Below are 26,751 nucleotides of genomic sequence, written 5' to 3'. Positions count from 1 at the left end.
GGCTATAAAGGAAAAAGCGTGTACAAGTTAGTACAAACAATTAAATTCAAGATCATTCTCGCATTCGTCGTGTACGTCGTTCTTATGGCTTCCGTCGGGATTTTTGGCGCATTCGGTCTCTACAGACTGAACTCGAACATGAACGAATCCTATTCCAGAAACACCATTCCCGTTAGTGACTTATCCGATGTTCGTGCAGCCGAGTTGACTGTGCGCGTTCAACTGCGGCGCATCCAGGCATACCGGGACCTGAGTAGAACAGGAGATGCCATTGCGAGAATCCGCACCGCCCTGGAACTCATCAATTCCTCCTGGAATCGCTACTACCCGAACCTCATATCCAGCGGCAAGGAACATGAGCTCGCAGAGCAGATTAAAAGCGCCCTTTCTCAGTTCACAGCAATGGCGAATGAAGCTGTAGCAGTTGCTAGCGTGGGCAATTTCGACGCGACTACGTTGACGATCGAAAAGATTGTCCCAGTGTCCAAGACGTTGGACGACACTCTGGACCTTGACGCTGCGCTCAATATGGCTCAGGCCAAGAAATTCGCCGACGACAGCGAAGCCACATTCACGACCATTTTTTGGAGTGCCATCGCACTTCTCGGTGTCGGTGTCGTAGTCGCCTCCGGTGTATCGGTCTACTTGCTACGTGAAATCTCGAATCCGCTTAATAGAGCCGTGGACGTTGCAAATCAAATCGCCGATGGGAAACTGGAAAACCAGATCAACGTGGACTCGGGAGGTGAGTTTGGTCAACTTCTCGCAGCGCTGAAGAAAATGGATCAGCGGCTCAGTCATGCGGTTCACGGGATCAAAGCGTCCACGGAATCTGTCACGCTGGCTTCCCGGGAAATCGCCAGTGGCAACACTGACCTATCCTCTCGCACAGAAGAGCAGGCCGCGTCGCTTGAGGAAACAGCGGCTAGCATGACGCAGCTAACGGAAACAGTGAAACAGAATGCCAACAACGCACGTCAGGCGAACACGTTGGCAACGCATGCGACCGGCATTGCCGACACAGGCAATGAGGCTGTCCAGGGTATGGTCGGAACGATTGAAAGGATTAGCGGCAGTTCGAGCAAAATTTCCGAAATTACCGGCGTCATTGAGGGCATTGCATTCCAGACGAACATTCTGGCATTAAACGCTGCCGTCGAAGCTGCTCGTGCCGGCGAACAGGGACGCGGTTTCGCTGTCGTTGCCGGCGAGGTTCGTAGTCTGGCTCAACGCTCAGCCACTGCCGCGAAAGAAATCAAGGAGCTGATCGGTTCGTCCGTAGCAATGATTCAGGATGGATCGAAACAGGCGACGGAAGTTAGCGCGACCATGGGGCAGGTAAAGCAGGCAATCAAGCAGGTCTCCGATATCGTCGGTGAAATCGCAGCCGCTTCTGAAGAACAGAGTCGTGGCATCGAACAGGTGAATCAAGCCGTCAATCAAATGGACGAAGTGACTCAGCAGAATGCGGCGCTCGTCGAGCAAGCGGCTGCGGCAGCGCAGTCACTTGAAGAGCAGGCCATGAACTTGAAAGACGCTGTCTCGGTATTCAAGGTCGCCGAGAGAGGGACCTCTGCGTCACGAACGGCGATTCCACAAAGACAAACCGCGCCCGTCCGGCCACAAGACTTTGCCCAACGGTCGCACGGAATCGGCTAAGCCGGGAACAGCTCGTCAGTAGCGCCCGATTCAAACTCGCAATATCGCACGGTCTCTCACGTTCCGATTCGCCCCGAGTCAGAACGTTTTGGCGTCGTGCTTAGTTAGCACGACGCTATTTTTTCATTCGAAAAATCGCTCCTACACAACGCCCGCATCACCATGAACAGCACCGCTTTTTTAAAAGAATATGAACTGAACGCGCTTTCCAAAGCCTGTGCCACATTCGATCCATCAAAAAGGGATCAGCGGATGGTCATTCGCATCATGGTCGTGCCAATGCTCACGCGCAAGCTGGACGATCTGCGTATTGCACTTCGCGCGAATGAGCACAGCGAATCCATTCAAGAAATGATCGACGAAATTACGCATGCGCTTAACCGCGCCTGTGTCCGACTCGATTGCACTTTCGATCCGCGTATCGACGCTGCTATTTCGGCCGACGAAGCTCGAATGGAAAAAATCCTCGCGAACCTCCCCGCGCGCGCAAAGATCGAAGTCAGAAGGAACGAAAAGTAGGCGCGAACGTGGTACTTCACGCGGGAGTCCCGCCGTCGTCCTTCAGGGAGATGGGGAAGTCGATACTTGACTGTTTGACGGCCTTTGGCCCGGGGTTAGCATCGGCAGACGAGCGACGAACACCCAGTCTGCATAGCGATGCTTATCGTTGAACCCCTGAAAATCCCCCGTAAAATTCGCGATCTTGATCGGATGCGCGTTCGACGCACTGTGTATGCCCACGATAGTCTGTCCGTCCGGTGATTTGACCAGCACCCAATCCGCCTTGCCCGTCATCGGGTCCACGTAAAGCTTGCGCAAGTGGCGCACCACGTTCGGGTAGCGCTGATCGCGCAGAAGATCGTCGAATGTACGGGGCTGCGTCGGCTGACCCAAGGGCGTGGCCGCGGCATAGCTCAACAGCGCCCGCTGGAATTCGCCGCCGATGACGAGCAGGTGCTCTTCGGCCATTCGCCGCTGATAGATCGCACCGAGCTGGGCCCCGGCGGCAGCGGCCACGCCAATGATGGCGATCAGGATCATCAGCGCCAGATACGCGTAGCCCCCTTGCTTCCTATGCCGCCTGCGGCTGCCGATTCGCATGTCTAGCGGGCCTCGTACGGCTGGCCGTCGCGATCCGTACCCTGCGCGCCGCTCTTGATGTCGTAGACGTTGCCGGGAAACTGCTCGTCCGGGGGAACGATGTGCCAGGTCGTCGTGCTGTCCGCGATCGGGTCGACAGGCAGCGACCGAAGGTAATGCTTGTCCACGAGTTCTTGCAGCGACTCTGGATACCGCCCTATGTCGCCGTAGAACCTGTCGATGGCGTCGCGGGTCACGTGCAGATTTTCCGACAGGATTTTCTCCTTCGATGCATCGATCGAGTGGAAATACTCCGGCAACGCGAGCGTCAGCATCAACGCGATCACCGCCAGTACGATCAGCAGCTCAATCAGCGTGAAGCCGACTGTACGCATGCGCCCTTTCATCGGCGTCACCATTTCCGGTAGGGAATGCCATTGAGCCCGACGCCCGCAGAGGTCGAGTAGACGTCGTACACGTCGTCGCCTTCCTGCGGGTCGTCCGCCTCGCTCGCGTAGCTGCGTTTGCCCCAGGTGGCCGCATCGCCGAGCTCGGCGTTGTAGTTCATCGGATCGCGCGGGATGCGGCGCAGGAAGTACAGCTTGTGCCCCTTCGGATCGGTCTGGTCCGGCACGCCGTCGACCAGCAAGCCCAGGCTGGGCGGATAGCCGCTGGCGCCTGCCTCCTTGGCCACGCGCCCTTCCTTGCTCGCGGCCTGGTAAGCGTCGATGCCGCCGCGTATTTCGCGCAGCGCCACGCGCAAGTCCTGCTCCCGTTCGCGCTGACGCATGACCTGCGCCACGGGTACGGTCATACAGGCGAGCACGCCCAGAATGGCGAGGGTGACCAGCAGCTCGATCAGCGTAAAACCACCCGCGCCGCTGGCGCGCCTGCAACAGATTACGCCGTGCCCCAGGCGGTTCGTCATCGGGCCAGTATCCCGAAGTCGTACGGCGACGGCGGCACCATCGTGACGGGTGCGCCGCCCACGCCGACAATCGCACCGGGCTGCACCTGGATCGCCGTCTGTGCAGCCGGCGCCAGCACCTTGAAACTCAGCACGGCGAAGGTAGCCTGCGCGGATGCGCCGACTCCGCCCGCGACCGTGTCGGCTACGGTCAACTGGCCGTTCTGGCCCACGCGGCTGGAAAAGCTGGTCGGCGCGCCGCCCTGCTTCAGGAAGTCGCCTTCGGTCACGCCGGTGAACTGCAGCTTCGTGCTGTCGAAACTCACGGTCGCGGGCACGCTGGTCACGGGCTGGTCGGCCTGCATCAGCAACGCCACCGTGAGCGAATCGCCCACCTTGACCTGCGGCGGCCCCTGGATCGTCATCTGGGCAGTGCCTGCGCCGGGCGCAGTGCCCCCTCCTATTTCCGGATCAATTCCGCTGCCCGCGGCGAGGCCGCCCGTCATGCCGTTTACGCCATTCGCCCCGCTTTGCGGATAGCTCGACGGCAAACCCGGGGCGGCAACGGTGGCAGTCCCGGACGACGTGGTTGCCGAAGTGCTCGAGGAAGCAGTCGAAGAAGCGGAGGCAAGCCCGTTCGACTGAATCATGCTCCGCATGTTCGATTCCGTGCCGGCCGTGAAGTAAGCAAGACCGGCATCTGGACGCTGAATGTTGCGAACCAGATGCGGCGTGATCGACAGGACGATTTCCGTCTTCTTGTCGTCGTCCGTGGTCGCCCCGAACAGTCGACCGAGGACCGGCAGTTGGCCGAGGCCGGGCAGCTTGTTGCCCGAGGTGCGTTCCTGACTGTCGATCAGGCCGGCAAGCACGTCGGTCTCGCCGTTCTTCAATTGCAGCACGGTGCTGGCAGTACGTGTGCCGATTTCGTAGGCGGTGGTGCCGGAGGACCCGGTAACCTGGTTGAGCAGGCTACTGACCTCCAGCGCCACCTTGATGCCGACAGTGTCGTCGAGGTAGATGGTCGGTTCCACGTTCAGGGTCAGGCCGATGTCGAGGTAGTTGACCGATTGCGAAACGAAGCCGGTCGAGGTCGCCGTCGAGGTGATGTTCGGCACGCGCTCGCCGATCAGGATCTTGGCCTTCTCGTGGTTGCGCACGCGGATGCGCGGGTTGGTCAGCAACTTGGCGGTGGAATCCACGAGGCTCGCGTTCAGCGTGGCCTGCATCGACGAAACACCTACGGTGCGGGAAGTCTGGTGCAGCAGATCGCTGAGCAACAGGGAAGGTGACGCGCCACTTCCGGTGGACGGCGTTCCGAGCGTTCCCACCGTGCTGCCGATCGTGTTGCTCGCGGCACCGAGCACGCTGCCGGCCGGCAGTGGCGTGAGCGTCACCGAGTTCGGCCACTGGATGCCGAGGTCCTGTGTATTGTCGCGCTGCACTTCCAGCACCTCGACCTCGAGCATCACTTCCGGCTCTGCGACGTCCTCGAGCGCCACGAGCTTTTCGGCTATCTTGATGGCCTCGGGCGTGTCACGCACGATCACCATGTTGAGCTTCTCGTCGACGACGATGTCGTGCGACTTGACGATGGTCTTGAGCGTGTTGGCAACCGTCTTCGCCTCGGCGTTCGAGAGGAAGAAGGTACGCACCGCCAGTTCCTGGTAGTCCTTCAGCTTGGCCAGCGTGGCCGGGTAGATCAGCACCGTGTTCTCGTCGAGCACCTGCTGCGCGAGCTGATTCGTCGCCAGCACATAGCGCACGGCCGCCTCGATGGTGCTGCTCCTGAGGAAAATCGACGTACGCTGGTCCGTCCTCACATCCTTGTCGAACAGGAAGTTGAGCCCCGAGGTACGCGAGATGACCTCAAACACCTGCTTGAGCGTAGCGTCCTTGAAATCGATGCGAATCGGCTTGCGGTAGGCGCTCGCCAGCGCCGCCTCGACGCTCGACACACCGGCGTCGCCAGTCAGCTTGCGCTGCAGCGCCAGGGCGCGCGGCTGCGTCGGCGCCTCGGTCAACACCTGGGTGAGCAAACGGCGTGCGCCGTCGCTGTCCTTCTTCGCGGCCAACGCCTGCGCGCGATCGACGAGCGCCTCCAGCCGTGCCGCGCTGTCGAGCGCGGCCAACCCGGTCAGCGCGCGTTCGTCGGCGGGGTCGATGGTGAGCGCATGCTGGTAGGACTTGCGCGCGGCCTCGCGCGCACCGCTGCCGGCAAGGCGGTCGCCCTGCTCGTCGTAACGCACTACCGCGTTTTCGCGCGCCGCCAGCCAGCTCGAACGATATTGCGCGTCGCGCGGCTCGCGTGTGACCGCCTCCTGCAACTTGGCCAGCCCTTCATCGGTCTTGCCCGCGGCGACGAAGTTCTGGCCGTCGCGAAAGGCCTGCTGCGCTGCGCAGCCGGTCAGAAGCACCGGCAACACGATGAACCGCGCGATTTCGCGGAGTTTGCGTTGGAGGGAGAATTGCATGTGGAACGGTTCGTTTCCTCGTAGCGCGCCGGTCAATCAGCGCTGCCGATGTCCAGGGTCTGGACCAGTTTCAGGGGCAAGTAGACGAGCGTCATGGTCGGAGGCTTGATTGCGTCGACACGATAGGTCGCGTCGATGACAGTCTGCTCGCTCACGATCACCGTCTCGTCCCCACTTGCCAGGTACACTTCCCAGCGGCCGTCCGCCGCCTTCTTGCCGAGATAGGTGAAGGGCAAACCGGGCACAGCCGGCAGCGGCGGCAGTGGCGGCACCTCCGCATGCGCCGGCGCCAGCGATGGCAACGGCGGCGCCGACGATTGGCTACCGAACAGATCATGGTGCTCACCATGATCGGGGCCGAACAGGTCGGAGCGCGCACGCAGTGCCGCAATACTGACGCCCGCCGCAGCGCCTGCGCCGGCAGCCCGCGTCACGTCAGGTCTGCTTGGGCGCGGCGCGGCTTCGACGATCGGGTTCGCCGGAATGCGGTCCGCAAACAGGAGCACGCCGGCGCAGACGACGAACGCCAGCGCGAGAGCGACGTGGCTGCGCTTCATCGCCTTCATCGCCTTCATCGCGGCACCTCGCCCGCCGCGACACCTGCCGCCGCCGGTGCGGAAGACCGCAGGAAGACCGTGAAACGCAGGCTGGCTTCGACAACATGGTCGTTGGCGGAGGTGCGCTTGAAGCGCATGTCGTCGAGCGCGGCGTACGGAACCGTCAGCAGAACCTTTTCGCAAAAGCGCCGCAGGTCTGGATAGTCGCCCTTGACGGGCAGCACGATCGTGTAGGTCTCGAAGCGCCCGGCGGCATCCAGCGCCGGTTTGTAGTCGATCTTGTCCAGCACGATGCCCGCCTCGCTGGCGGCCTCGAACAGCCGGGTCACGATCTGCTCGGTGTGCCCTGCGTCACCCAGCGCCGCATAGAACGCCGCCAGCCGCTGGGCAGCCAGCGTCGATGACGAAACGACCGGCGTGGGCTTGGGCGCCGAACGCGCGCGCGCCACCTCGCGCGTCTGCTGAACGATGCGCGCCGACAGGCCGGGCAGCAGCGCGAACCACATGACCGCGGCTGCCAGCAAAAGCCCGCCTGCGAACAGCCCGCCCGCACTGGCGCGTCTTAGCGCGAGGCTCAACCCTAGCAGGGCGTGCGGCAGATCCGGTAGCTTCAAGATCCGCTCCTGCGCCACTCGGCTTCGATCTGGAAACGGATGACGCCATCCGCCTGGTCCCGCGCACGCTCGTTCCTGACCAGGTAGACGCGTCCGAACAGCGCCTGCTGCTCGAGCGCCTTCAGGTAAGCGATCATTGCGTCGCTGCTGCTGCCCTCCGCTTCGATCTTGAGCAGCGCGCGGGCTGGTTCTGGCGTAATCGACAACAGCGCGACCTCGTGGGGCGTGGCGGCTTCGACCGCGTTGAGGATGTCGTCCCAGGGCAGGTTGAGGCGGCCCACGGCCGCATTGATTGCGCTCGCCTGCTTCGCGTCGACCGGTTCGTTAGAGACCCGCACGAGCGAGCGTGCGGATTCCGCCGCGCGTGCCGCGAGGTGCATCGCCTCCCGATCGAGCGAGTGGAGGCGGGTCAACTGCTTTTGCGCGCGCAAGCCTGCCAGCACGCACAGCAGCAGTCCGGCCAGCGCCAGCCAGCGCGCAGCCGGATGCATGCGATACAGCGGGCGCCGAACGCTGAACGGCGCAAGGTCGATGTGCAGGCGCTTCATGGCGTCGCCCCGCTGCCGGCGTGCTGCGCCGCCGTCATGCCGATGCTGGCCGGTCCGGGCACAACATGATCGGCCGCCCACCAGTGCACGGCCATGCCTTCGCCGCCGGACGACGCGACGCGCGGCTGCCTGGCATCGAGCTGCTGACCATGAAGGTGCAGCACGGACGGCGCCGGCAGATTGTCGAGCAACGCGACGCGCGCCACCTGCTCGCGCAGCCATTCGAGCGGCGGTGCGTCCTCCGGCAGTTCGAGCGTGCGCACAGCGGCGAGACGAGGCCGTGCGCCGCCGGCGAGGAGGCCAAGCGTCAGCGCACCCTCGTGCAGCGTCGCCGGCCACGCATCGGCGCTGAAACGGCGCCGCTCGCGATTCCATGCGCGAACGAAGTTCGGGCTCGCCGATACAAGGCAGCCGCGCTGCGTCCGCACCGCAAGCTGCAATGCCGTATGCAGACGCCGCGATACGGCACAGGCGAGAAACGGCGCGTCGGCCTGCCAGTCCGCAACGAGCTGCCAGGCTGCCACGGATTCGCCGTAGAGCACCACGAAGCGCACCTCGGCGGCGGCGCGCAGATCCTGCATGCGCGCGCTGTTGCCCGGCGGCGTGACGATGAAGTAGCGTACGAGGTTGTCCGCGAAGGTGGCGTAAACCGGCAGTCCGCTGCCATCGGATGCGGCTAGCGTCGCGGCGATCTGCGCGGCCAGCTCATCCGGCTCCGTTCCGGGCAGATCAGACCATGGCCGGTCCACGACGGCCGGCGCGGACTTGCGCGACGTGCCCATACGCACCACCGAAATGGCCCCGCGCGACAGGCTGAGCCTGCAATGTCCGTGCAGCCAGCGAGGCATCAAGAGGTTACGCATTGAGGGTGACTCGCTTGACTTCGGCGAGCGTCGTCTCGCCGCGCCGGACCTGGACGAGCGCTACGTCGCGCAAACGGCGCGTACCGTTCCTGCGGGCGACTTCCTTGATCAGCCGGATCGGCTGCTTCTCGACCACCATGTCGCGAATCTCGTCGTCGAGAATCAGGATCTCCGCAATCGCGCGGCGTCCGCGGTAGCCGGTGCCGCGGCAGTCGCCGCAGCCGGTACCCTGCCGGAAATCAAAATCGGCAACGTCCGCGCGGCTCAGCCCGAGACGTGTTAGTTCGGCGTCGCCCGGTACATAGGATGCGGCACAGTGCGCGCAGTTGACGCGCACGAGACGCTGCGCCCAGATGCCGTTGAGCGCCGATACGAACGCGTAGGGATCGATGCCCATATGGCTGAAGCGGCCGAACACGTCGAACACGTTGTTGGCGTGCACGGTCGTCAGCACGAGGTGGCCCGTCAAGGCCGACTGCACGGCGATCTCGGCCGTCTCACGATCGCGGATCTCGCCCACCATGATCTTGTCCGGATCGTGCCGCAGGATCGAACGCAGACCGCGGGCGAAAGTCAGCCCCTTCTTCTCGTTGACGGGAATCTGCAGGATGCCGGGTAGCTGGTATTCGACCGGGTCTTCGATGGTGATGATCTTGTCGCGTCCGTTGTGAATTTCCGTCAGCGCTGCGTAGAGCGTCGTCGTCTTGCCCGAACCTGTCGGGCCGGTGACGAGCACCATGCCGTACGGCTCCTCTGCGAGACGGCGCAACGCCGCGAGGGATTCGCCGTCATAGCCCAGCGCCTCGAGCGTCAGCGAACCATAGGCCTCGATCATCGCGCGCTTGTCGAGAATCCGGATCACCGCGTCCTCGCCGTGAATGCTCGGCATGATCGACACGCGCAGGTCGATGTCACGCCCGCCCGCCGCCACGCGGAAGCTGCCGTCCTGCGGCACGCGCCGCTCGGCGATGTCCAGTTCCGCCAGCACCTTGAGCCGCGAGATCACCTGCTCCGCGGTCTCGATGCCGTTGACGGTCGCCGCCGCGTCGAGCACGCCGTCCACGCGGTATTTCAACGCCAGACCGCTTGCGGTGCTCTCCAGGTGGATGTCGGAGGCGCCGGCCTTGAGCGCGTCGTACAGGGTCGAATTCACCAGTTTGACGGCCGGACTGGCCACCTCGTTGATCGACTCGAAGGACAGCACCTGCGCCGTGCTGCCATCGGCCTGCGCCGCGCCGCCGTCAGTCACGAGGCTGTCGACGGCGCGCGCGGACTTCTCCATGCGCGTGTGGTAAGCCTGAAGATCGGACGGCAGGGTGAGCCGCACGTCGACCGGCGCCCCCGCCTGCGCGCCCAGCCAGGTCTGCAGGTCGAGATCGAACGGGCTGGTCAGCACGCCGATCAGGCCGCCAGCGGTGTCGCGCAGCAGCGCGCAGCGGCGCTGCATCGCACGCGACAGGGGCACGCGGTCGAAGGCCGGCTGCAGCGCCAGCATCTCCGCGGTCTCGATGACGCGCATCGCGACCTGCTGTGCGAGCGCCTGCATCAGCTCGCGCGGGTCCGCGCCAGTCAGCGCCTCCAGTTCGACCAGCAGGTGGCGCTGCGTAGCTGCCGCGGCCGTGCGTGCGCGGGCCAGCAGATCGGCGTCGAGCAGCGGCGCCGTCGTCTCCTGCACGGTCATGACAGGCTCCCCGCGAGATCGAATATCGGCATATAGAGCAGGATCACGATCGTGCCGACTACAAGCCCGATAGCCGACATCAGCAGCGGTTCGAACAGCCGGGTGAAGCGATCGATCCAGCGGCTGATTTCGCCGTCGTAGAACGCCGCCGACTTCGTGAGCATGTTGCCCATTTCTCCCGAGCGCTCGCCGACCCGCAACATCCGCAACGAGATGGGGGTAGTCAGTTCCTCGGCGTCAAACGCGCTGGACAATGTCGCGCCGGCCTGCACGGCGGCGCGGGCCTGCGAGAGGCGCTCGCGCAAGGCCGGCGAAATCGTCCCGCCGGCCGTCTCCATTGCGGCGACGATGGGAATGCCGCCTTCGAGCAGCATGCCGAGCGTGAGATACAGCCGCGACAACTGATAAATGCGCAAGTGCGGACCCAGCAGCGGAATACGTCCTAACAGGGTGACAAGGCCGGCCCTGGCGATCGCGGCGCGCAGGAGCATCCCACCGGCCATCACGACGGTGACGGCGCCGGCAAGCAGCGCCAACCCGTGGGACGCGGCGAACGTGCCCCAGTCGAGCAAAGCCTGCGACATCCACGGTAGTGACCGGCCCGTGCCTTCGTAGATGGTCGCGAAGCGCGGCACCACGTAAGCAATCAGGAACCCCGCCACGCCGCCGCCCACGACCAGCAGGATGCACGGATAGATCGCAGAACTGATGAGCTTGTTGCGCACCGTGTCGATACGCGATTGATAGTCGACGTAGCGTTGTAGCGAGCGCGGCAGGTCACTCGTGCCCTCCGCGGCACGGACGATGCCGACATAGAGCGGCGGGAACACGTCCGGCTGCTCGGCCAGCAGATTCGAGAAGCGCTTGCCCTCGCGCAGGCCAACCAGCAGCCGCTCCAGCACGCCGCGCAGGCGGCCGCCGCCCTCGCGCTCCAGCAGCGCCTCCAGACCTTCCACAATGGACAGGCCAGCCGTCAGCAGCGCCAGCAACTCCTGGCTGAACAGCACCAGCGAGAGGCCGCCCCGCGACGCCGACGGCAAGCGCAGCGAGCGCTGCGGAACGAGCCGCGTTGCGTGCAGCCCGCGCGCTGCGAGCTGGCGTCGCGCATCGTTTTCATCCTGCGCGTCGACGACGAGGGCGATGATCTGGTTGTCGGGCGAAAGCGCTTTCACTTCGTATTGCATGTTGCCGTGCTACCGATGGTTGCCTTGTTACCCCGCGCCCGGACGGGCGCGCTCGCATTGCATGTGCCATTGCCTGTGCCGCATCATTCGCTGCTGATGTCGGCGTCCTCGCCGGTACCGCCTGGCTGACCGTCGCGACCGTATGAGATCACCGCGTAGTCGCCCTTGGTGCCGGGCACCTGATAAACATACGGGTGCCCCCAGGGGTCGAGCGGCACGTCTTTCTTGAGATACGGTCCGTTCCACTTGTCGACATTGGCCGGCTTGACGACCAGCGCGCTCAGCCCTTCCTGGGCCGTCGGATAGACGCCCACGTCGAGCCGGTAGTTGTCGACCGCCTTGGTGAGGACATCGATCTGCGCGCGGGCGATCGTGACCTGCGACTTGCCCAGTTGCGAGAAATAGCGCGGTCCCACGATGGCCGCCAGCATGCCGATGATGACCAGCACCACGAGCAGTTCGAGCAGGGTGAAGCCTCGCTGTTTCGCCACCCGCGCGCGCCGCGCCCCTGCACCGTCGAGCGCCCGGCTCACTGTCCCAGACTGCATTTACACGCCTCTCAAGATCAAGAAATAGTGAGCGCCCGCCGTGCGGGCGCTCGTTCTGCTTGCAACAGACCCTCAGCCGGGCATCACCAGCCGATACCCAGCACCATGTGCTCCGGCTTCTGCGCGACGATCGACGAGCTGCCGTTCGATACGTCGTCGTAGGCGAATCCGTACGCGAGTCCGCTGACGCTGTGGTCGTGGAAGAACCGGGCGTACTCGTTCGTCGGCGACTGGCTCCACCAGGCCGTCGGCACCGCCCATTTCGTCACGTCTTCCATGACGTGACGGTTGAGCGCCGCGCAGATCTGCGCTTCGATCTGCAGGGTGACCGAGTCACCGGTGGCAAGCGTGCCGGCCCCGAGCAATACGTCCTGCGTGGAAGGCTTGCTGACGCTATACGTCCCGCCGACGAAGGCGCCGTTGTTCAGGTCGACTTCCGTGAATACGAGCTGGTCGCCCTGCGTCCTGCCGACAAAGCGCCGGCTGTTGCTGAACAGGTTCAGTACCAGATCCTGGTTCGCATAGAGCTGCCACATCTGGTTCACGTAGCCGTCGAAGTAATTGCCGTTCGGTTGCCCCGCGCCGAAACTGCCCTTGGCCGGCGCCATGATGCGGATCTTCGAAGCCGACAGGGACTGGAACTCCGGCGGCACTTCCCGCGCGTAGTCCGCGAAGATTTCCGCACTGCTCAACGTGGTGCCGGTTTGCATGTGCGTGGTGTGATTCATGCCGTAAATGTCCTCGACCAGCGGTATGCCGAACTCGTCGACCTGCGTCGTGTTGATGAAGAGCGTGTCGCCGCCGTTATCGAATTCGATCCAGTCGAAAACGACATTGACGTTCGGATCGGTCAGGTTCTGCGGATTCGGCCCGGCAAAAGCGACATTGCCGTTCGCATCGTCCAGCACCTTGATGAACAGCGGACTGCCGAGCGACACGAACATGCGAGCCGACGACACGTGCGGGAACTGCAGCGTTTTGGCCTGCGCGAGCGTGAAGGCGTAGTTGCTGTAGTTCTGGCCGGCCGCGCTCAGGTGGCCCGGCGCGTCGTTATCCGACAGGGCCATCGGCACCATCGTGCCATCCGGCTTGAGCCACACGAACCTGCCGCCGTTCTGCGGGTCGCGTCCGATGATCTCCACATACACCTGGTCGTCGGTGAATGCACCCTTGGTGTTGTTGAGCAGATCGACGCCGACGAAGCCCGGCGTCACCGTGTAGTTCGGTATCGTGCTGTCCACACTGAGCCTGGCGTCGTTCGACGTGATCGGGCCGTTCGGCCCCGTGACCACGACGCTGTACACCGAGCCGTCATCGCTCTTCGTCGTGGCCGCCGTGTCGTACGTGCGGGCCGTCGCACCGCTGACCGGCGTACCGTTGCGGCGCCACTGGTAGCTGAACGGACCGCTGCCCGACGCGATCGCCGCGAAGTGGCCGTCTTGCCCGGCCGGCACTGTCTGGTCGGCCGGCTGCTCGATGAAGCTCGCCGCCGCCGACGTCCCTGCCGCAGTGTTGTACACCTCGAATTCGTACAGCGAATCACCGTACGGCGTCGAGCGCTGCGTCGCGAACATCCGGACATAACGTCCGGCCGCAGGTGCCGGCAGCTTCAGGTCTTCGATACCCCCCTGGCCCGCGGTCTGCGTGAGCACCGTCGTCCAGTTCTGGTTGTCGTCGGAGGTCTGGATCTGATACGCCACCGCATGCGCGTTTTCCCAGTTCAGCACGACGCGATCGAAGGTCTGCCGCGTACCGAGATCGACTGAGATCCACGACGGGTCGACGAAGGCTGACGACCAGCGGGTAGCCGGATCGCCATCCACCGCGGCCGACGCGGGATACGCATCGGCTTCGAGGCCGCTGGCGGTCGCCGTCTTGTGCAGCGCCAGGTTCACGCCTGCCGCGAGCGGTACGAAGCTCACGCTGATGCTGTGCGGCGCGGTCACGTTAGTGAAGGTGTAGGTCGACTGCACACCCTGCGACTGGCCGTCCACGGTCAATGCGCCCACGGCAAAACCGGCCGCCGGCACCGCCGTGAAGGTCTGCGTTCCCGCTTCGCCCACGCTCACGCTGCCCGACGGGCTGATCGCGCCGTTCGGACCGCTGCTCGCGGCGATCGTGACGGCGGGTGTCGCAGCCGAGTTGTAGATCTCGAACTCGAACAGCGAGTACCCGTACTGCGTGGCACGCTGCACACCCTGCATGCGAACGTAACGCGCGGTCGTGGCCACCACGGGGAGGTCTTCCGTGCCGCCCGTGCCTGCATCGCGCGTCGAGACGGTCGTCCACGTCTGGTTGTCGTTCGACGCCTGAATCAGATAGGACTTGCCATACGCATTCTCCCAGCGCAGCACGACGCGGTCGAAGCGCATCGGCTGACCGAGGTCGACCGTGAGCCACGCGTTGTCGTTGAAGTCCGACGACCAGCGCGAGCCGAGGTTGCCGTCGACCGCGTTAGCTGCGTTGTAACCGTCGCCCTGCACGCCGCTCGCGGTGGCGACCTTGCCCAGCGCCAGATTCGTGCTGCCCGTACCGGCCGTGCCACCGCCGGTGCCCTGCCCGGTGCCGTCGTTCGCGCTGCCCGGCGGCGCGTTGACAGACAGCGTCACGCCGGTGCTTGTCACGCTGCCCGCAGCGTTACTGACGATCACGCTGAACGTCGCGCCGCTATCGCCCGCCACGGTCGGCGGCGTCGTATAGGACGGCGTTGTCGTCGTCGCCACCGGCGTGCCGTTCTTCAGCCACTGATAGCTGAGCGGAGCGGTACCGCTCGCCACCACCGCGAACTGCGCGGGATCGCCCTGATTCACCGTGACGGCAGCGGGCTGCGCTGTGATGGCCGGCGCCACCGGCATGTTGTACACCTGGAACTCCCACAGTGAGTAGCCATACGCCGTATTGCGCTGCGTGCCGAACATCCGCACATAGCGTGCGCTGACGGTCGGGAACGACAGGTCTTCGGTGCCGCCCTTGCCGGCAGTCTGCGTAAATACCGGGGTCCAGTTCTGCCCGTCGTTCGAGGTCTGGATCTGATAGGCCACGCCGAACGCGTCCTGCCAGAACAGAATCACCCGGTTGAACGTCTGCACCGAACCGAGATCGAGCTGGATCCACGACGGGTCGACGAAGGCCGACGACCAGCGCGTAGCCATATTGCCGTCCACCGCGGCCGACGCCGGATACGCATCGGCTTCGAGACCGCTTGCGGTCGCCTTCGCGCCGAGCGCGAGATTCGCCGCAGCCGAACTCGGCCCGAACGCCACGCTGATCGTGTGCGGCGCCAGCACGTCGTCGAACGTGTAGCTGTTGACCAGCCCGATGCTGCTGCCGTCCACCTGCACGCCCGTGACCGCGAAGCCTGCCGCCGGCGTGAACGAGTACGTCTGTGGACCGCCCTGGAACACCTGGGTCGTGCCGGCCGGCGTGATCGTGCCGTTACCGGTCGCGCTCGCCGTGACCGCGTATTGCGGTGTGGTCGCGGTGTTGTACACGCCGAACTCGAACAGCGAGTAGCCGAACTGCGTGGCGCGCTGGGTACCGAACATCCGCACGTAGCGGGCCGTGGTGGCCGTAAAGCGGAGGTCCTCGGTGCCGCCCTTGCCGGTTGCCTGGGAGTAGACCGTTGTCCAGTTCTTGTTGTCACCGTCGTCGTTCGATACCTGAATCTGGTACGCGACGGCATATGAGTCCTGCCAGCGCAGCACGACGCGATCGAACGTCTGCGCCGAGCCAAGATCGATCTGGATCCATGACGGGTCGACGAACGACGATGACCAGCGCGTAGCGTCGTTGCCATCTACAGCCGCTGCCGGCAGGAACGCGTCGCCTTCCACACCGCTCGAAGTCGCGACATGGCCGATTGCAAGGTTGGCACTCGGCACGGGGTTGCCGGCGGCCGGCGCACCACCGCCCGGATTACCACCATCTCCCGTATTGCCGCCGTTGCCCGGATTGCCGCCATCCCCGGTGCCCGTGTCGATCGCTGCGGTCACGGTCAACGTTGCAGCCGCGCTGGTAACGCTGCCGCCGCCGTTGGCGATGACAACCGTGAACACTGCGCCGCTATCGGCCGCTACCGTTGGCGGCGTCGTGTAGACCGGCGTGGTCGTGATGGCAACCGGTGTGCCGTTCTTCAGCCAATTGAAGCTGAACGGACCGGTGCCCGTGACGCCCACCGTGAACTGGGCCGTCTGGCCCTGGGCCACGCTCTGGCTGCCCGGCTGCGCAGCAATAACAGGGGCGGCAGCGGATGCACCCGCGACGCACAGCGCCCAACCCGGCGTGTTGTTGATGATGCCAGGTACCGACTGGCCCGACGAGAACACGAGATATGCGTTGGTCGGATCGTTCGGCACGCCAGTTGTCGTCCACGTCCCCCACGGGGCCGGGAAGGCACATGCGCCGTAGTTGGAGCGGGCCACGGTCAACGCTTCGTTCTGCGTGGGCAGACGCATGCCGACCGACGCGCAGTATTGCGCGGCGATGGTCTGCGTGAACTGCGCGCCTTGAGCCGGGAAGGTCGTCTGGAACTGCTGCCAGACCAGACCGCTCAGATTGTCACGCACGGTCGGGACATTAGGCCCCGACGACAGCCCCGGGATGGTCGATGTGTACTGACCGGGCGCCGCGCCCAGCGGCGTATAGCGCTCGGCGGCGCTGCCGCATTGCGGTGCGTCGAAGACTTCGAACTCGAACAGCGAATAGCCGTAGTCCGTGGCGCGCTGTGTGCCGTACATGCGCACGTAGCGGGCCGAGGTGCTCGGGAAGTTGATCGTCTCGGTGCCGCCGGTACCTGCGTTCTGCGTAAAGACGGTCGTCCAGTTCTGGTTGTCGTTGGACACCTGGATCTGGTAAGCCCTGGCGAAGGCGTTCTCCCACACCAGCGCGACCTCGTCGAAGGTCTGCACTGAACCGAGATCGAGTTCGATCCAGGACGGGTCGATGCCCGGTGCGGATGACCAGCGCGACGTGAAGCTGCCGTCCACGGCGAGGCTCGCCGAAAGGCCTGCATTTTGCTCGCTGCTGGCCGTAGCCGTCGCGCCCAGTGCCAGGTTGGTGTCGCCGCCGCCGCTTACGACGAGCGTGACCGGTGTACTCGTTACACTGCCGGCACTATTGGTGACCGTGACAACGTAGCTGCCGGCGTCGCCGTTCTGCGCCGATGCAATGACGATGCTTGAGGCGTTCGAGCCGACTGGCGTGCCGTCTCTCGTCCACTTGTATTGGAGCGGTGCCGAGCCGCTGGCCAGCACGTTGAAGGTCACACTCTGGCCAACCGGCACGCTCTGGCCGCGCGGTTGCGACAGGAGGGACGGCAGGGTCGCGGCGCCCACCGTCAAGGTGGCGCTGCCCGACGTGACCGTACCCGCGCTGTTGGTCACGACGACGCTGTACACCGTGCCGCTGTCCGAGGTCTGCATGATCGGCGTGTCGTACACCGCTTGCGTCGCGCCCGCGATGGCCGCACCGTTCTTCAGCCACTGATAGGTCAGCACTGGCGAGCCGGCCGCCAGCACGGTGAATTCAGCACTCTGCCCGCTCGTGATGCTCTGCGGCGTGGGAGGCGTGACGATGGTCGGCACCGCCGGCGCCACCACCGTTAAGGTTGCCGCACTCGACGTGATGCTGCCGCTGGCGTTGCTCACGTCGACGCTGAGGCTTGCTCCATTGTCGCCGCTCTGGACGGCCGGCGTCGTGTAGGTAAAGCTGGTCGCACCGGCGATCGGCACGCCATTCTTCATCCATTGGAAGTTCGGCGAAGCGCCGGCCGTGAGCACGGTGAACTGCGCCGTCTGCCCCACAGCGGCCGTCTGGCTGAGCGGCTGCGTGATGATCTGCAGACTGCTCGCCTGCTGCGGACCGATAACCAGGTCATTGCCGTTGAACACCTGCTGGCTGCCGGTCGGCAATACGTTGAACGTGGCAGTGCCGCCACCGAGACCAGGCGCGCTCGCCGTCACGGTGACCGTGCCGGGCGTGAACTGCGTCTTGACGGCGATTCGGGTCAGACCGCCTTCAGCCGACAAGTTAGGATCGCCAGGCGCATGGTATCCCAGCGGCTGGCTCGCCGTGACCAGATGGTCGGAGCCGCCGCGATAGGTACCGGGGCCACTGACGTTGAAAGTAATGATCGGGCTCGCATCAGGCACGCGAACGTTGTTCGCATCCACCACAGTTGCCGTAACGAGGGCAGCGTCCGTACCGTTGGCCGTGAGCACGAAAACCTCGCCGTCCGGCTTGACGAGTTCGGGCTCGACCGTGAGCACGATATGGTCGGCCGGACCGGCCGTCACCTGTGTGTCCGTCGCGGCGACCTGGCCATTGCTGTCCAGACATTCAGCCAGCAGCGTGCCGGGTGCCCACGTGACGTTATTCCAGTGCACCTGGGCTGGCAGCAGCGTCGTGTTCTCGCTCAGGTCCGCCCTCGGGTCCGACGTCGGCGGGTTCGGAGTCTGGTCAGGGCCAACCGGCTGCCCGTTGAGCAGCAGCCGCACCGTGGCGCAATTGCTGAACGCATTGACGGTCACAGGGCCGGCCGCGGAGCGGTTCCAGTGGTAAGCGAGTTTGACCACCGGCTTGATCTGGAACGGCGTCCAGGCCGCTTCATAGATGTAGTAAAGCAGGCGCGGAATGCGGTTGGCATCCATCATGGATGCGCCATTGCCGCGCACCATCTCCGGGGTGGTGCCGTTCGCGTTTCCTTGAGGCGAGCCGGGGCCATCGATCTGCTGGTTGATTTCACCTGGCGTATCGGCCAGGTACCAGTGCGCGATGCCGAACGACTTGCCGGCCACGCTGTGCACCCAATCGTTCAGGTAGGGCGCGGCAAACGCGAGTTCATAGTCATACAGCGCGCGGCCGACGCCGTCTCCCCAATATTCGGACCCCCATGCAGGCGAATCCGGATAGGTTTGTTTGACATTGACGTCGCACCCTTCGCCACTGCAGCCGAGGATGTCGCCGTTAAGCGGGTTCGGCATGCGGTCGGCCTGGGCGCGCGTGAGAATCGGGTCCCACACTTGCGACAATGCCTTCAGGGATTGCGCGAGCGATGTATCGGTCGAGCCGTTGTCGGCTTCCCATGCCAGCACCGAGGGATGATTGCGATCGTGCACGATCATGTCCCGGTGCAGTTCCTTCTTCAGCTCCACGTTGTCAGCCGTCGTGCAGCCCGTCGTAACCGTGCTCGTGCAGAGGATCGAAAATCCGTTCTCGCCGTCGCCGCTGGGTTGAATCATCATCACGCCGTAGGCGTCCGCGGCGTCGAGAAATTCCGGGCCCTGGCTGGAGTGGCCGGGCCGGTAGAGGCTGCCGCCCGCCTGCGCGAGCAGGTTCAGATCGCGCCATTGCAGCTCTTCCGGCACAGCCGATCCGAGCGCCGGGTAATCGTAGCGCCCGGAGGCTCCCCACAGATAATGGGGATGGCCGTTAATGATCGGAAAGTTCTGGTCCCAGGTGATCGTGCGAATGCCGAGCGGAGTCTCCGTGGAATCCACGACGGTGCCGCCGACGCTGACCGAGTGAATTACGTGATACAGGTATGGACTGCCGAAGACACTGTTATTCGGAAACCAGAGGGTCGGGTTCGCGACCGTCAGCACCTGATCGAACAGGCTCGGATGCAAACCCGGCGGCGCATTGGCCGGCACCGTACTGGTATCCTGGGCGGTTGCCACGACGTTACCGCTGGCGTTCACGATCTGCGTCGTCAACGTCACCTGCTGGTCCGTCGGATATTCGTTCAGCACGTTGGTCTGTACACGGATCGTGGCCGAAGTGGTACTCGCCGCGACCGTGGAGACATACGTTCCCCAGGTGCCAAGGACCGCATAGACATTCTCCGGAATGTGAACCTTGTCCGTGATGTACATCCACACGGGTCGGAACAGACCGGTATCGTCCTGGCCAAAGCGGAAGGCGCCCGAAAAACTCGGCGACTCGAAGAAGCTGTCGCCGCGCGCGACCTTCACCGCCATCACGTTATCCGTCCCGTCGAATTTCACGTAAGGCGTGATGTCGACGATGAACGGAACGAAGCCGATTACGTGAGTCGCTTTGGGGTTGATCAGGCTGTTGCCAGGAATGAACTGGCCATTGATGTAGACCTGTGCACCCGTGTGCGCCCCCTCGAACTCGACAAATATCTTGCGGTTCGAGTAGGACGAATCCACGGTGAAGTGCTTGCGGTACCAGTTGATGTTGCCCGTCAGGTACAACTGGTCGCCACCGGATTTCGTGTTGATGAAGGTGTCGTTGTCGGACGGCGTTTGCGGCACGCCCACCGATTGCCAACCCGAGTCGTCGAAACCCGGCTGCATCGAACCAGGATCGTCGACGTCCTTGACGTACCGCCAGGGGGTCTGCCCCAGATTGATCTTGATGCGGTTCGATGCCGGCAGATCGCCACTCGCCACAGCATGAGTCGCGGCGAACACCAATAGCACTCCAAACAAAGTAAACAAGCCGGCAAGCTGCCTCGTAAACTTCCAAACGCGATCGCGCATGGCGAAATCCTGTTTTTTCTTCGAGCGTGTGTGGTTTTGCTTCGCCGCGAACAGCGCGCAATTCAATGTTGCCCGCCTCGGTGCGTTGCTCGACGGCACCTGTGGGCCAAAACTAGCCAACCCGCAACATCGACCCCGTTATTCGCCTGACATGGGGGCTCTCCACAGCGGGTTGAATGGCGCGACGGTCGCCATCATTCTTTGTGGCTAACGTTTGCGCTTCCATCCGACTTACGGCCATACCGTTGATCAAATGATCCAACGCGAACAAATGATATGACGACTCCAAGCATCAATCTCTTGATTGGTGTAAACCCTATATTTCTCGACAGGCAGCACAAATGCCAAACGCCGAAACTTCGCTGGCGCACCGCTGATTTCACGAACAATTCATAAATTTCAATAATTTGCGACTTGCTCATGTCGAATCGGTGCTGGCCGCTCAGCGACAACGACAAGTCAGAGCCGAGGTGCGCCGATTGCCGGTCCGTCACATCCAAAACACGCACTCGAGCTGTCCAGCAAAAAAATTCACCGAAAACAAATGATAAAATGTTCATTGTTGGTCAAATGAACAGCACAAAACTACGCCAGACCATTTACAGGTGGCGTCAAAAATTCGGACAGGGCGATACGTGGAGCAGCTTGAATCTGAGCCTCGCGGACGCCCTTAGCGGCGTTCAAGGCAAAGGTGGCGCTGACTGGTGCAGCAATTCGATGTACATCCGAACCCGCTCACTGAATGGAAGCGCCAACTTCAGGAGCATCCGTTTGCTGGCGCACGCAGGCTGGTTCGGATATGACGGCGCAAGGATACAGTTGCATTTTTTAGGCGATAACATGCATATTCGTCGATTCAGTTTTTAACCACAGCGAGAAATCACAATGCTCGACCGCCTTACGGGAATGCAGGTGTTTTCCCGTGCAGCTACTGCCGGAAGCCTCTCCGCGGCCGCCCGGCAACTCGGCCTGTCGCCCGCCATGGCGACAAAGCATCTGGATGCGGTGGAGCACCGGCTGGGCGTGCGCCTGTTTCACCGCAGCACGCGCAAGCTCACGCTCACCGAAGCGGGACAGCAGTATCTGGAAACCTGTGCCCGCCTCCTGCCCGATCTGGAAGAAGCGGAGGCGACGATCGCGTCCCAGCGCGTGGAGGCGAGCGGACTGCTGCGGCTGAATTCGCCACTTTCGTTTGGCGTTCGCTACATCGCGCCGCTGATTCCTGCCTTCAGAAACAAGCATCCCGGGGTCACCATCGACCTCGGGCTGAACGATCGTGTCGTCGATCTCATGGAAGAGGGCTGGGATCTGACGATCCGGGTTGGGCGCCTGAAGGACAGTCGTCTCGTCTCGCGCAGGCTCGCGGAGAGCGCGATGATTGTCTGCGCGGCTCCGGGCTACTGGGAGCGGTATGGGCGCCCGAAACGCTGGTCCGAACTGGGCGATCACAATTGCCTGAGCGTCACTTTCTCCAACATCTCGCGGCCCGACGAATGGCGCTTCGGCAAGGACGGCGACAAGCGCGTGGCCGTCAAGGGAACCATGCGAGCCAATAACGGCGACGCACTCGTCGCCGCGGCCGTTGCCGGTCTCGGCGTTCTTTACGAGCCCGAGTTCATCGTCGCCGATGCGGTTCGGCAAGGCGCACTGGAGCAGATTACGCTCGAAGTCCGCACCGCGGACCTCGGCGGCATACACCTGGTTCGCGCGCCGGATCGGGCTCCCCCGGCGAAGGTGCGGGTCATGACTGATTTCCTTCTCGACGCATTCAATCCACATCCGCCGTGGGCCATTCGATAAGGCGACGGCGAGCGTCAGGTTGGATCGCCGGACTGCTTACGATTCAGGCCGCCGGCGGGCGACGACGCGTCGAGGAAGTCCTCACCTCTGACACATTCATGCGGAACAGTAGGCCAGGTTACCGAACCACGCTCAGATAACGATTGACCTCATTCAATAGGGCCGAGTGATATTCTTCAGGCAAGCACCTGTCGTCACTCAGAGACATCAATACTTCAATCCTGTTGCGGAATGATCGAGTGACATCAGCCTTCATTGAGGCTGGCAGGTGCACCAACATGGAAATCAGCAATTCGCCGATGACCGCAAGGCGCGCACCGTGTTGAACTGCATTGATGCCATTTGTTCTCGACAGGAGAGTAAGCGCTCCGATCAACGCGTCGTTGCTGGCTGCTTCGCACTGATCTAGTGAAGTGAGCACAGATTGTTCGATCGAATTTGTTTTTAATGGTAAGGATGACATATTGTTTTCAAGTTGATGGCTTTACGCATGTTCTCTTGCAAGGTCTGCCCCTCCCGCATGCACGGCAATCTGATTGCCCAGTTTTCCTGCTGCGATTTGGTTTGCATCGTCTACGGCCGTGTTGAGCGGCTTCGAGACCGCGCGTAGCAAATAGACGGACGCACCGATCGCGATGATGACGTCACCGAGCGGGCAATCCACAGAAAGATTCCTGAGGTCAGTTCACTCTCGTCGGCAATCGGGGCCGTCGGCGGGCGGGCCCCGAGTACTTTCGACGAGGAGCGAAGAGGGGCGTATGACTAGCCCATGAACAGGAGCACCGTCTTTGCCACGACCTTGGCCAACAGCGCCGGCATCCGGCCCTGGACTCGCCTCCAGTCCTCTGGTAGTCGACCAGAAGACCTGAAGGACTGGATGAAGCGGAATCGTGCCGCTGCGTCCTCGGGTGCTGCGCCGCTGGAGCTGCCGAAACGCATGACCAGGGAACCCGGCCCGCCGTAGACCGGCCATGGCGGCAATCCGGGGCCGTTCGGATTCCCATTCCGTGCGAAGTTCGTCCAGTACGACATCATCAACGCCGACAGTTCCTTGTCTGCCTCGCCGGCCGGTGCCTTTGACGGCCCAAAGCTCATGTCAAGGCTACCGAATACGAATGCCGTTTCCGCGCCGTGGCTAGGCTTGGGCGAATAGGGCGAAGTGTAGTCGAAGTTGTAGGCAAACACGTCCGAGCGGGCCGTCGTGCGATGCAGACCCAGCCATGCCCAAGTCTGTTGGCTAATGCACAGATCACCCATCAGATACTGCGCCGATTGCTCGGCCGCTTGCTTCGTGTCGGCAGGATATACGGCCAGAAAGTCCTGCATCCGAGATGGACCGAACTGTGCCGTGGCGGCCTTGACGAACTGCGCCGGTGTGCGATGCGGCAACGCCCGGCTCATGAAGAAGCTGTGCTCGTCTGCATTCCAGCCACCCAGCAAAGGGACATCGGCTTGCCCGCCGCGCTCGAACGTCTGTGCGGGCGATTCTTGCAGCACAAAACCGTCGATATTAGGAGCAAATGCGGTGATGGCGGGGTCTGTAAGAAAGTTCCAGGCGGAGGCGCGGTGAAGCTTTTCACCCGCCAGCGCACGCAACTCCGCGAGAGAACGGACCCGCATCCTGGTCATGAAGGCGCGGGTTCGGGCTTCGGCTTCGGCCTTGGTCGCGATCGACCCATGCTCGGTGTCCCAGAATGCGCCGCTTTCTCCGATGGCTCGATGGAACAAGCCGCGGGCCAGTGGTGAGGCCATGAGCATGCCCACAGCGTGCGACCCGGCGGATTCGCCAAACAGTGTGACATTGCCCGGGTCGCCGCCGAACAGTGCAATATGATCTTGCACCCATCGCAGCGCCTTGATCTGATCCTGCAAGCCGAAGTTGCCCGAGGGCGAACCTTCGCGATCCAGTTCGGGATGAGCGAGAAATCCGAACACGCCAAGCCTGTAGTTCATGCTGACCATCACGACGCCCTTCGCCGCGAGGTGCGCACCCTCAGCCCCGAAGAAGGTGGACGCGCCCAACTCGAAGCCACCTCCATGAATCCACACCATGACCGGCCGCCGCTCCTTGGCAGTCTGCGCCGCAGTCCAGACATTCAAGGTGAGGCAATCCTCGCCCTGATCCCTGGTCAGCGCTTTCAGGCCCGGCACCGGCATCGGTGCCCCAAAGCACGGCGGGCCATAGGCAGTAGCGTCGCGGACATCGGTCCAGCCCACGACATCTTGCGGAGGCCGCCAGCGCAATTCACCGACCGGTGGCGCAGCGAAAGGGATTCCCTTATAGGCGAGTACGCCCTGTGCATTGCGGGTAACGCCGCGGATGCGCCCATGCGGCAAGCTCAACTCAGGCATCAGCATGGCTGGCGCTTCCTGTGCCGACGCGTGATGAGCGCCGTGATCGACGAGTGCTAACATTCTCACCATCCTCCCGCGGCCGGCGCGGCCGATTCCGCACTCAGGAACCGCGCGCGCATCAGTGCGATATAGTTGTCTTCGCCCATTTCGTGCCGGGCCTTGACCAGCGCAGCGATATCTTCGCCGACAACATAGCGCAGCCGCGACGACTGATCGATCGCCGCGCCGAAGACAACATCGGCCACCTGCTCGGCACTGCTCGTCTCGCCGCCCTGCATCGCGGCGTAAAGGGCATTGGTCTTGTCGATGAACCGGTCGTAGCAGGCCAGCGACCGATCATGCGCAAATTCAGAGAACATCCGCGCCCCAAACTGCGTGCGCACTGCGCCCGGCTCGATCAGCCTGACGGCGATGTTCTGCGACGTCAGTTCATAGGCCAGCGATTCGGAGAAGCCCTCGACCGCGAATTTGGTGGCGTGGTACATCGACATCAGCGGCACGGTGATCATGCCGCCGCTGGAACTCACGTTGACGATCGTGCCACCGCCCTGCCGCCGCAAGACAGGCAGCACGGCGCGCGTGACATCCATCAGGCCGAAGACGTTGACCGCGAACTGCTCCTGGATCTTTTGCGGCGACAGCGCCTCGAAAACGCCAAACAGGCTGAAGCCGGCGTTGTTCACGAGAACATCGATCCCACCGAAGCGCTCGACGGCTGCATCAACCGCCGAAGTCACACTGGACTCGTCCTGAACGTCCAGTCGCGTGACGAACAGGCGGTCTCCGTTGACGAGTTCAGTCTCCGCAGACGGATCGCGCAGTGTCGCCACGACGTTCCAGCCCCGCCCGGCAAACTGCTTCGCTACAGCTTTGCCGATGCCTGACGAGGCACCGGTGATGAAAATGGTCTTAGGCATGCCCTGCTCCGTTCCCACAAGTCGTTCATATGTTGAGGTATCATTCAACTTCATCCTATTTTAAAGTTGAGGGTGCCGTCAAGTTATGAATAAAACCTTAACGCCATGAACCATCCTGGCGCCGGGAAACCTGATACGCCGCGGCTACGACGCGACGCACAGCTCAATACGGAAAAGATCAAGACTGCCGCACTGGACGCATTCCAGGAGCGTGGCCTCGACGTGCCACTGGAAGAGATCGCGCAACGTGCGGGTGTCAGCATCGGCACCCTGTACAACCGGTTCGGCACGCGCGAAGCACTCACCGATGTGGTCATGGCGGACGTCGCGGCAGAGCGGCTCAGTGACGCGGTGGCGCGCGCACGCGGCTGCCCCGACCCATGGAGCCGGTTCGCCTGTTATGTCGAACTGATTTGCGAAATCCAGGCCACCGAGCCTGCGCTCAACGACATCGTTTCACGCCGCCACCCCGACGCCTCGCGGCTGGCGGCTGTGTGCGACGAGACGATGACGCAAGCGCGGCAATTCGTCGAAGACGCGCAGCGCGATGGTTCGTTGCGCCCAGACTTCACGCTTGAGGACCTGTTTCTGGTGTTCGTGTCGAATGGCGCACTGATGCGGATCATGGCCGACATCGGAGCCGACACCTGGCGGCGTCGCGTTGGGTTCACGCTCGACGGTCTTCGCACCGAGGCGGCGCGACGATGATGGTGCGCCCGTTCGTGAACGAACGCCGGCAGCAGGCGGATTGCCGCAGCAGCGTCGACAGACGCCGCCACGCCACCTGGCAATTAGAACCGGTGAATGATACCCACGCCTGCCGCGAACTGGCTGCGTGACGAGGACGGCGCGCTGTTCTGACCGTCACCGATATCGGCCGTTGCGTTGATAATGCTCTTGCCGTTCGTTCCGATCGTCTGGCCACCCGCACGCTGATAGGCTTCCAGCGCATACAGCCCCGTACGCTTGGAGAGGCTGTAGTACTGCGAGAGATTGAACTGCTGGTAGCGTGCCGAGCTCGAGATGCCATTCGACTGCGTTGCGCGCGTATAGCTATAGC

General features: G+C 63.2%; 21 protein-coding genes and 1 pseudogene. 4 read left to right on the top strand and 18 right to left on the bottom strand.

Annotation, left to right across the window (positions count from 1 at the left end; translation table 11 throughout):
- The first annotated feature begins 18 nt into the window (after positions 1–18).
- A complete protein-coding gene (locus M0D67_RS34965) occupies positions 19–1,659 on the top strand; it encodes a methyl-accepting chemotaxis protein (protein ID WP_266241576.1) in 1,641 nt (546 codons plus the stop codon).
- 162 nt (positions 1,660–1,821) lie between these two features.
- Positions 1,822–2,178: a hypothetical protein gene (locus M0D67_RS34960; RefSeq protein WP_266241574.1), complete on the top strand. Its 357-nt coding sequence runs from the start codon at positions 1,822–1,824 to the stop codon at positions 2,176–2,178.
- Positions 2,179–2,220: 42 nt separating this feature from the next.
- On the opposite strand, the gene M0D67_RS34955 is transcribed toward M0D67_RS34960, so the two are convergent.
- From M0D67_RS34955 to M0D67_RS34895, 13 genes are all read right to left on the bottom strand, one after another.
- Positions 2,221–2,760 (bottom strand): type II secretion system protein, encoded by a 540-nt coding sequence (locus tag M0D67_RS34955; RefSeq protein ID WP_266241572.1) that lies wholly within the window; start codon positions 2,758–2,760, stop codon positions 2,221–2,223.
- A 2-nt stretch (positions 2,761–2,762) separates the two neighbouring features.
- Entirely contained in the window at positions 2,763–3,158 is a 396-nt protein-coding gene (locus tag M0D67_RS34950) for a type II secretion system protein (RefSeq protein WP_266241570.1), read from the bottom strand.
- Complete coding sequence (locus tag M0D67_RS34945; protein WP_266241568.1) at positions 3,152–3,667, bottom strand: type II secretion system protein; 516 nt, start codon at positions 3,665–3,667, stop codon at positions 3,152–3,154. Before M0D67_RS34945 ends, M0D67_RS34950 begins: the two co-directional genes overlap by 7 nt.
- Entirely contained in the window at positions 3,664–6,120 is a 2,457-nt protein-coding gene (locus M0D67_RS34940) for a cohesin domain-containing protein (RefSeq protein ID WP_266241566.1), read from the bottom strand. Before M0D67_RS34940 ends, M0D67_RS34945 begins: the two co-directional genes overlap by 4 nt.
- Positions 6,121–6,152: 32 nt before the next feature.
- Positions 6,153–6,695 (bottom strand): hypothetical protein, encoded by a 543-nt coding sequence (locus M0D67_RS34935; protein WP_266241564.1) that lies wholly within the window; start codon positions 6,693–6,695, stop codon positions 6,153–6,155.
- Positions 6,692–7,291, bottom strand: a complete 600-nt coding sequence (locus M0D67_RS34930; RefSeq protein ID WP_266241562.1) for a hypothetical protein — start codon at positions 7,289–7,291, stop codon at positions 6,692–6,694. Before M0D67_RS34930 ends, M0D67_RS34935 begins: the two co-directional genes overlap by 4 nt.
- A complete protein-coding gene (locus tag M0D67_RS34925; RefSeq protein WP_266241560.1) occupies positions 7,288–7,839 on the bottom strand; it encodes a PilN domain-containing protein in 552 nt (183 codons plus the stop codon). Before M0D67_RS34925 ends, M0D67_RS34930 begins: the two co-directional genes overlap by 4 nt.
- Positions 7,836–8,702: a hypothetical protein gene (locus tag M0D67_RS34920; RefSeq protein WP_266241558.1), complete on the bottom strand. Its 867-nt coding sequence runs from the start codon at positions 8,700–8,702 to the stop codon at positions 7,836–7,838. Before M0D67_RS34920 ends, M0D67_RS34925 begins: the two co-directional genes overlap by 4 nt.
- A complete protein-coding gene (locus tag M0D67_RS34915) occupies positions 8,695–10,383 on the bottom strand; it encodes a GspE/PulE family protein (protein ID WP_266241556.1) in 1,689 nt (562 codons plus the stop codon). The genes M0D67_RS34920 and M0D67_RS34915 overlap by 8 nt, the downstream gene beginning before the upstream one ends.
- A complete protein-coding gene (locus M0D67_RS34910; RefSeq protein ID WP_266241554.1) occupies positions 10,380–11,567 on the bottom strand; it encodes a type II secretion system F family protein in 1,188 nt (395 codons plus the stop codon). Before M0D67_RS34910 ends, M0D67_RS34915 begins: the two co-directional genes overlap by 4 nt.
- Before the next feature lie 83 nt (positions 11,568–11,650).
- Positions 11,651–12,115: a type II secretion system major pseudopilin GspG gene (gspG, locus tag M0D67_RS34905; RefSeq protein ID WP_266241552.1), complete on the bottom strand. Its 465-nt coding sequence runs from the start codon at positions 12,113–12,115 to the stop codon at positions 11,651–11,653.
- A gap of 83 nt (positions 12,116–12,198) precedes the next feature.
- On the bottom strand, positions 12,199–20,550 hold the full coding sequence (locus tag M0D67_RS34900) for a discoidin domain-containing protein (protein WP_308112626.1): 8,352 nt from the start codon (positions 20,548–20,550) through the stop codon (positions 12,199–12,201).
- Positions 20,551–20,813: 263 nt separating this feature from the next.
- Positions 20,814–21,179, bottom strand: coding sequence for a hypothetical protein (locus M0D67_RS34895; RefSeq protein WP_266241549.1), 366 nt, complete (start codon positions 21,177–21,179; stop codon positions 20,814–20,816).
- A 325-nt stretch (positions 21,180–21,504) separates the two neighbouring features.
- On the opposite strand from M0D67_RS34895, the gene M0D67_RS34890 reads away from it, so the two are divergent.
- Complete coding sequence (locus M0D67_RS34890) at positions 21,505–22,419, top strand: LysR family transcriptional regulator (RefSeq protein ID WP_266241547.1); 915 nt, start codon at positions 21,505–21,507, stop codon at positions 22,417–22,419.
- Positions 22,420–22,537: 118 nt separating this feature from the next.
- On the opposite strand, the gene M0D67_RS34885 is transcribed toward M0D67_RS34890, so the two are convergent.
- From M0D67_RS34885 to M0D67_RS34870, 4 genes are all read right to left on the bottom strand, one after another.
- Positions 22,538–22,882, bottom strand: coding sequence for a hypothetical protein (locus M0D67_RS34885; RefSeq protein ID WP_266241545.1), 345 nt, complete (start codon positions 22,880–22,882; stop codon positions 22,538–22,540).
- 21 nt (positions 22,883–22,903) lie between these two features.
- Positions 22,904–23,083 carry a hypothetical protein gene (locus tag M0D67_RS34880; protein WP_266241543.1) on the bottom strand — a complete coding sequence of 60 codons (180 nt, stop codon included), beginning with the start codon at positions 23,081–23,083 and terminating at the stop codon, positions 22,904–22,906.
- Between the two features lie 98 nt (positions 23,084–23,181).
- The gene (locus tag M0D67_RS34875) at positions 23,182–24,771 is read right to left on the bottom strand and encodes a carboxylesterase/lipase family protein (RefSeq protein ID WP_266241632.1); all 1,590 of its coding nucleotides are present in this window, start codon (positions 24,769–24,771) and stop codon (positions 23,182–23,184) included.
- 65 nt (positions 24,772–24,836) lie between these two features.
- Positions 24,837–25,691 (bottom strand): SDR family oxidoreductase, encoded by an 855-nt coding sequence (locus tag M0D67_RS34870; RefSeq protein ID WP_266241541.1) that lies wholly within the window; start codon positions 25,689–25,691, stop codon positions 24,837–24,839.
- 105 nt (positions 25,692–25,796) lie between these two features.
- On the opposite strand from M0D67_RS34870, the gene M0D67_RS34865 reads away from it, so the two are divergent.
- A complete protein-coding gene (locus tag M0D67_RS34865) occupies positions 25,797–26,399 on the top strand; it encodes a TetR/AcrR family transcriptional regulator (protein ID WP_266241539.1) in 603 nt (200 codons plus the stop codon).
- A gap of 83 nt (positions 26,400–26,482) precedes the next feature.
- On the opposite strand, the pseudogene M0D67_RS34860 reads toward M0D67_RS34865, so the two are convergent.
- A pseudogene (locus M0D67_RS34860) lies at positions 26,483–26,751 on the bottom strand (porin); the annotation flags it as partial.

Origin of the sequence: Paraburkholderia sp. SECH4 (assembly GCF_030511745.1) — a bacterium.
GTDB classification, from domain to species: Bacteria; Pseudomonadota; Gammaproteobacteria; order Burkholderiales; family Burkholderiaceae; genus Paraburkholderia; species Paraburkholderia madseniana.
Note: the sequence above shows the minus strand (reverse complement) of the source record. Positions and strands in the feature narration are given on the sequence as shown.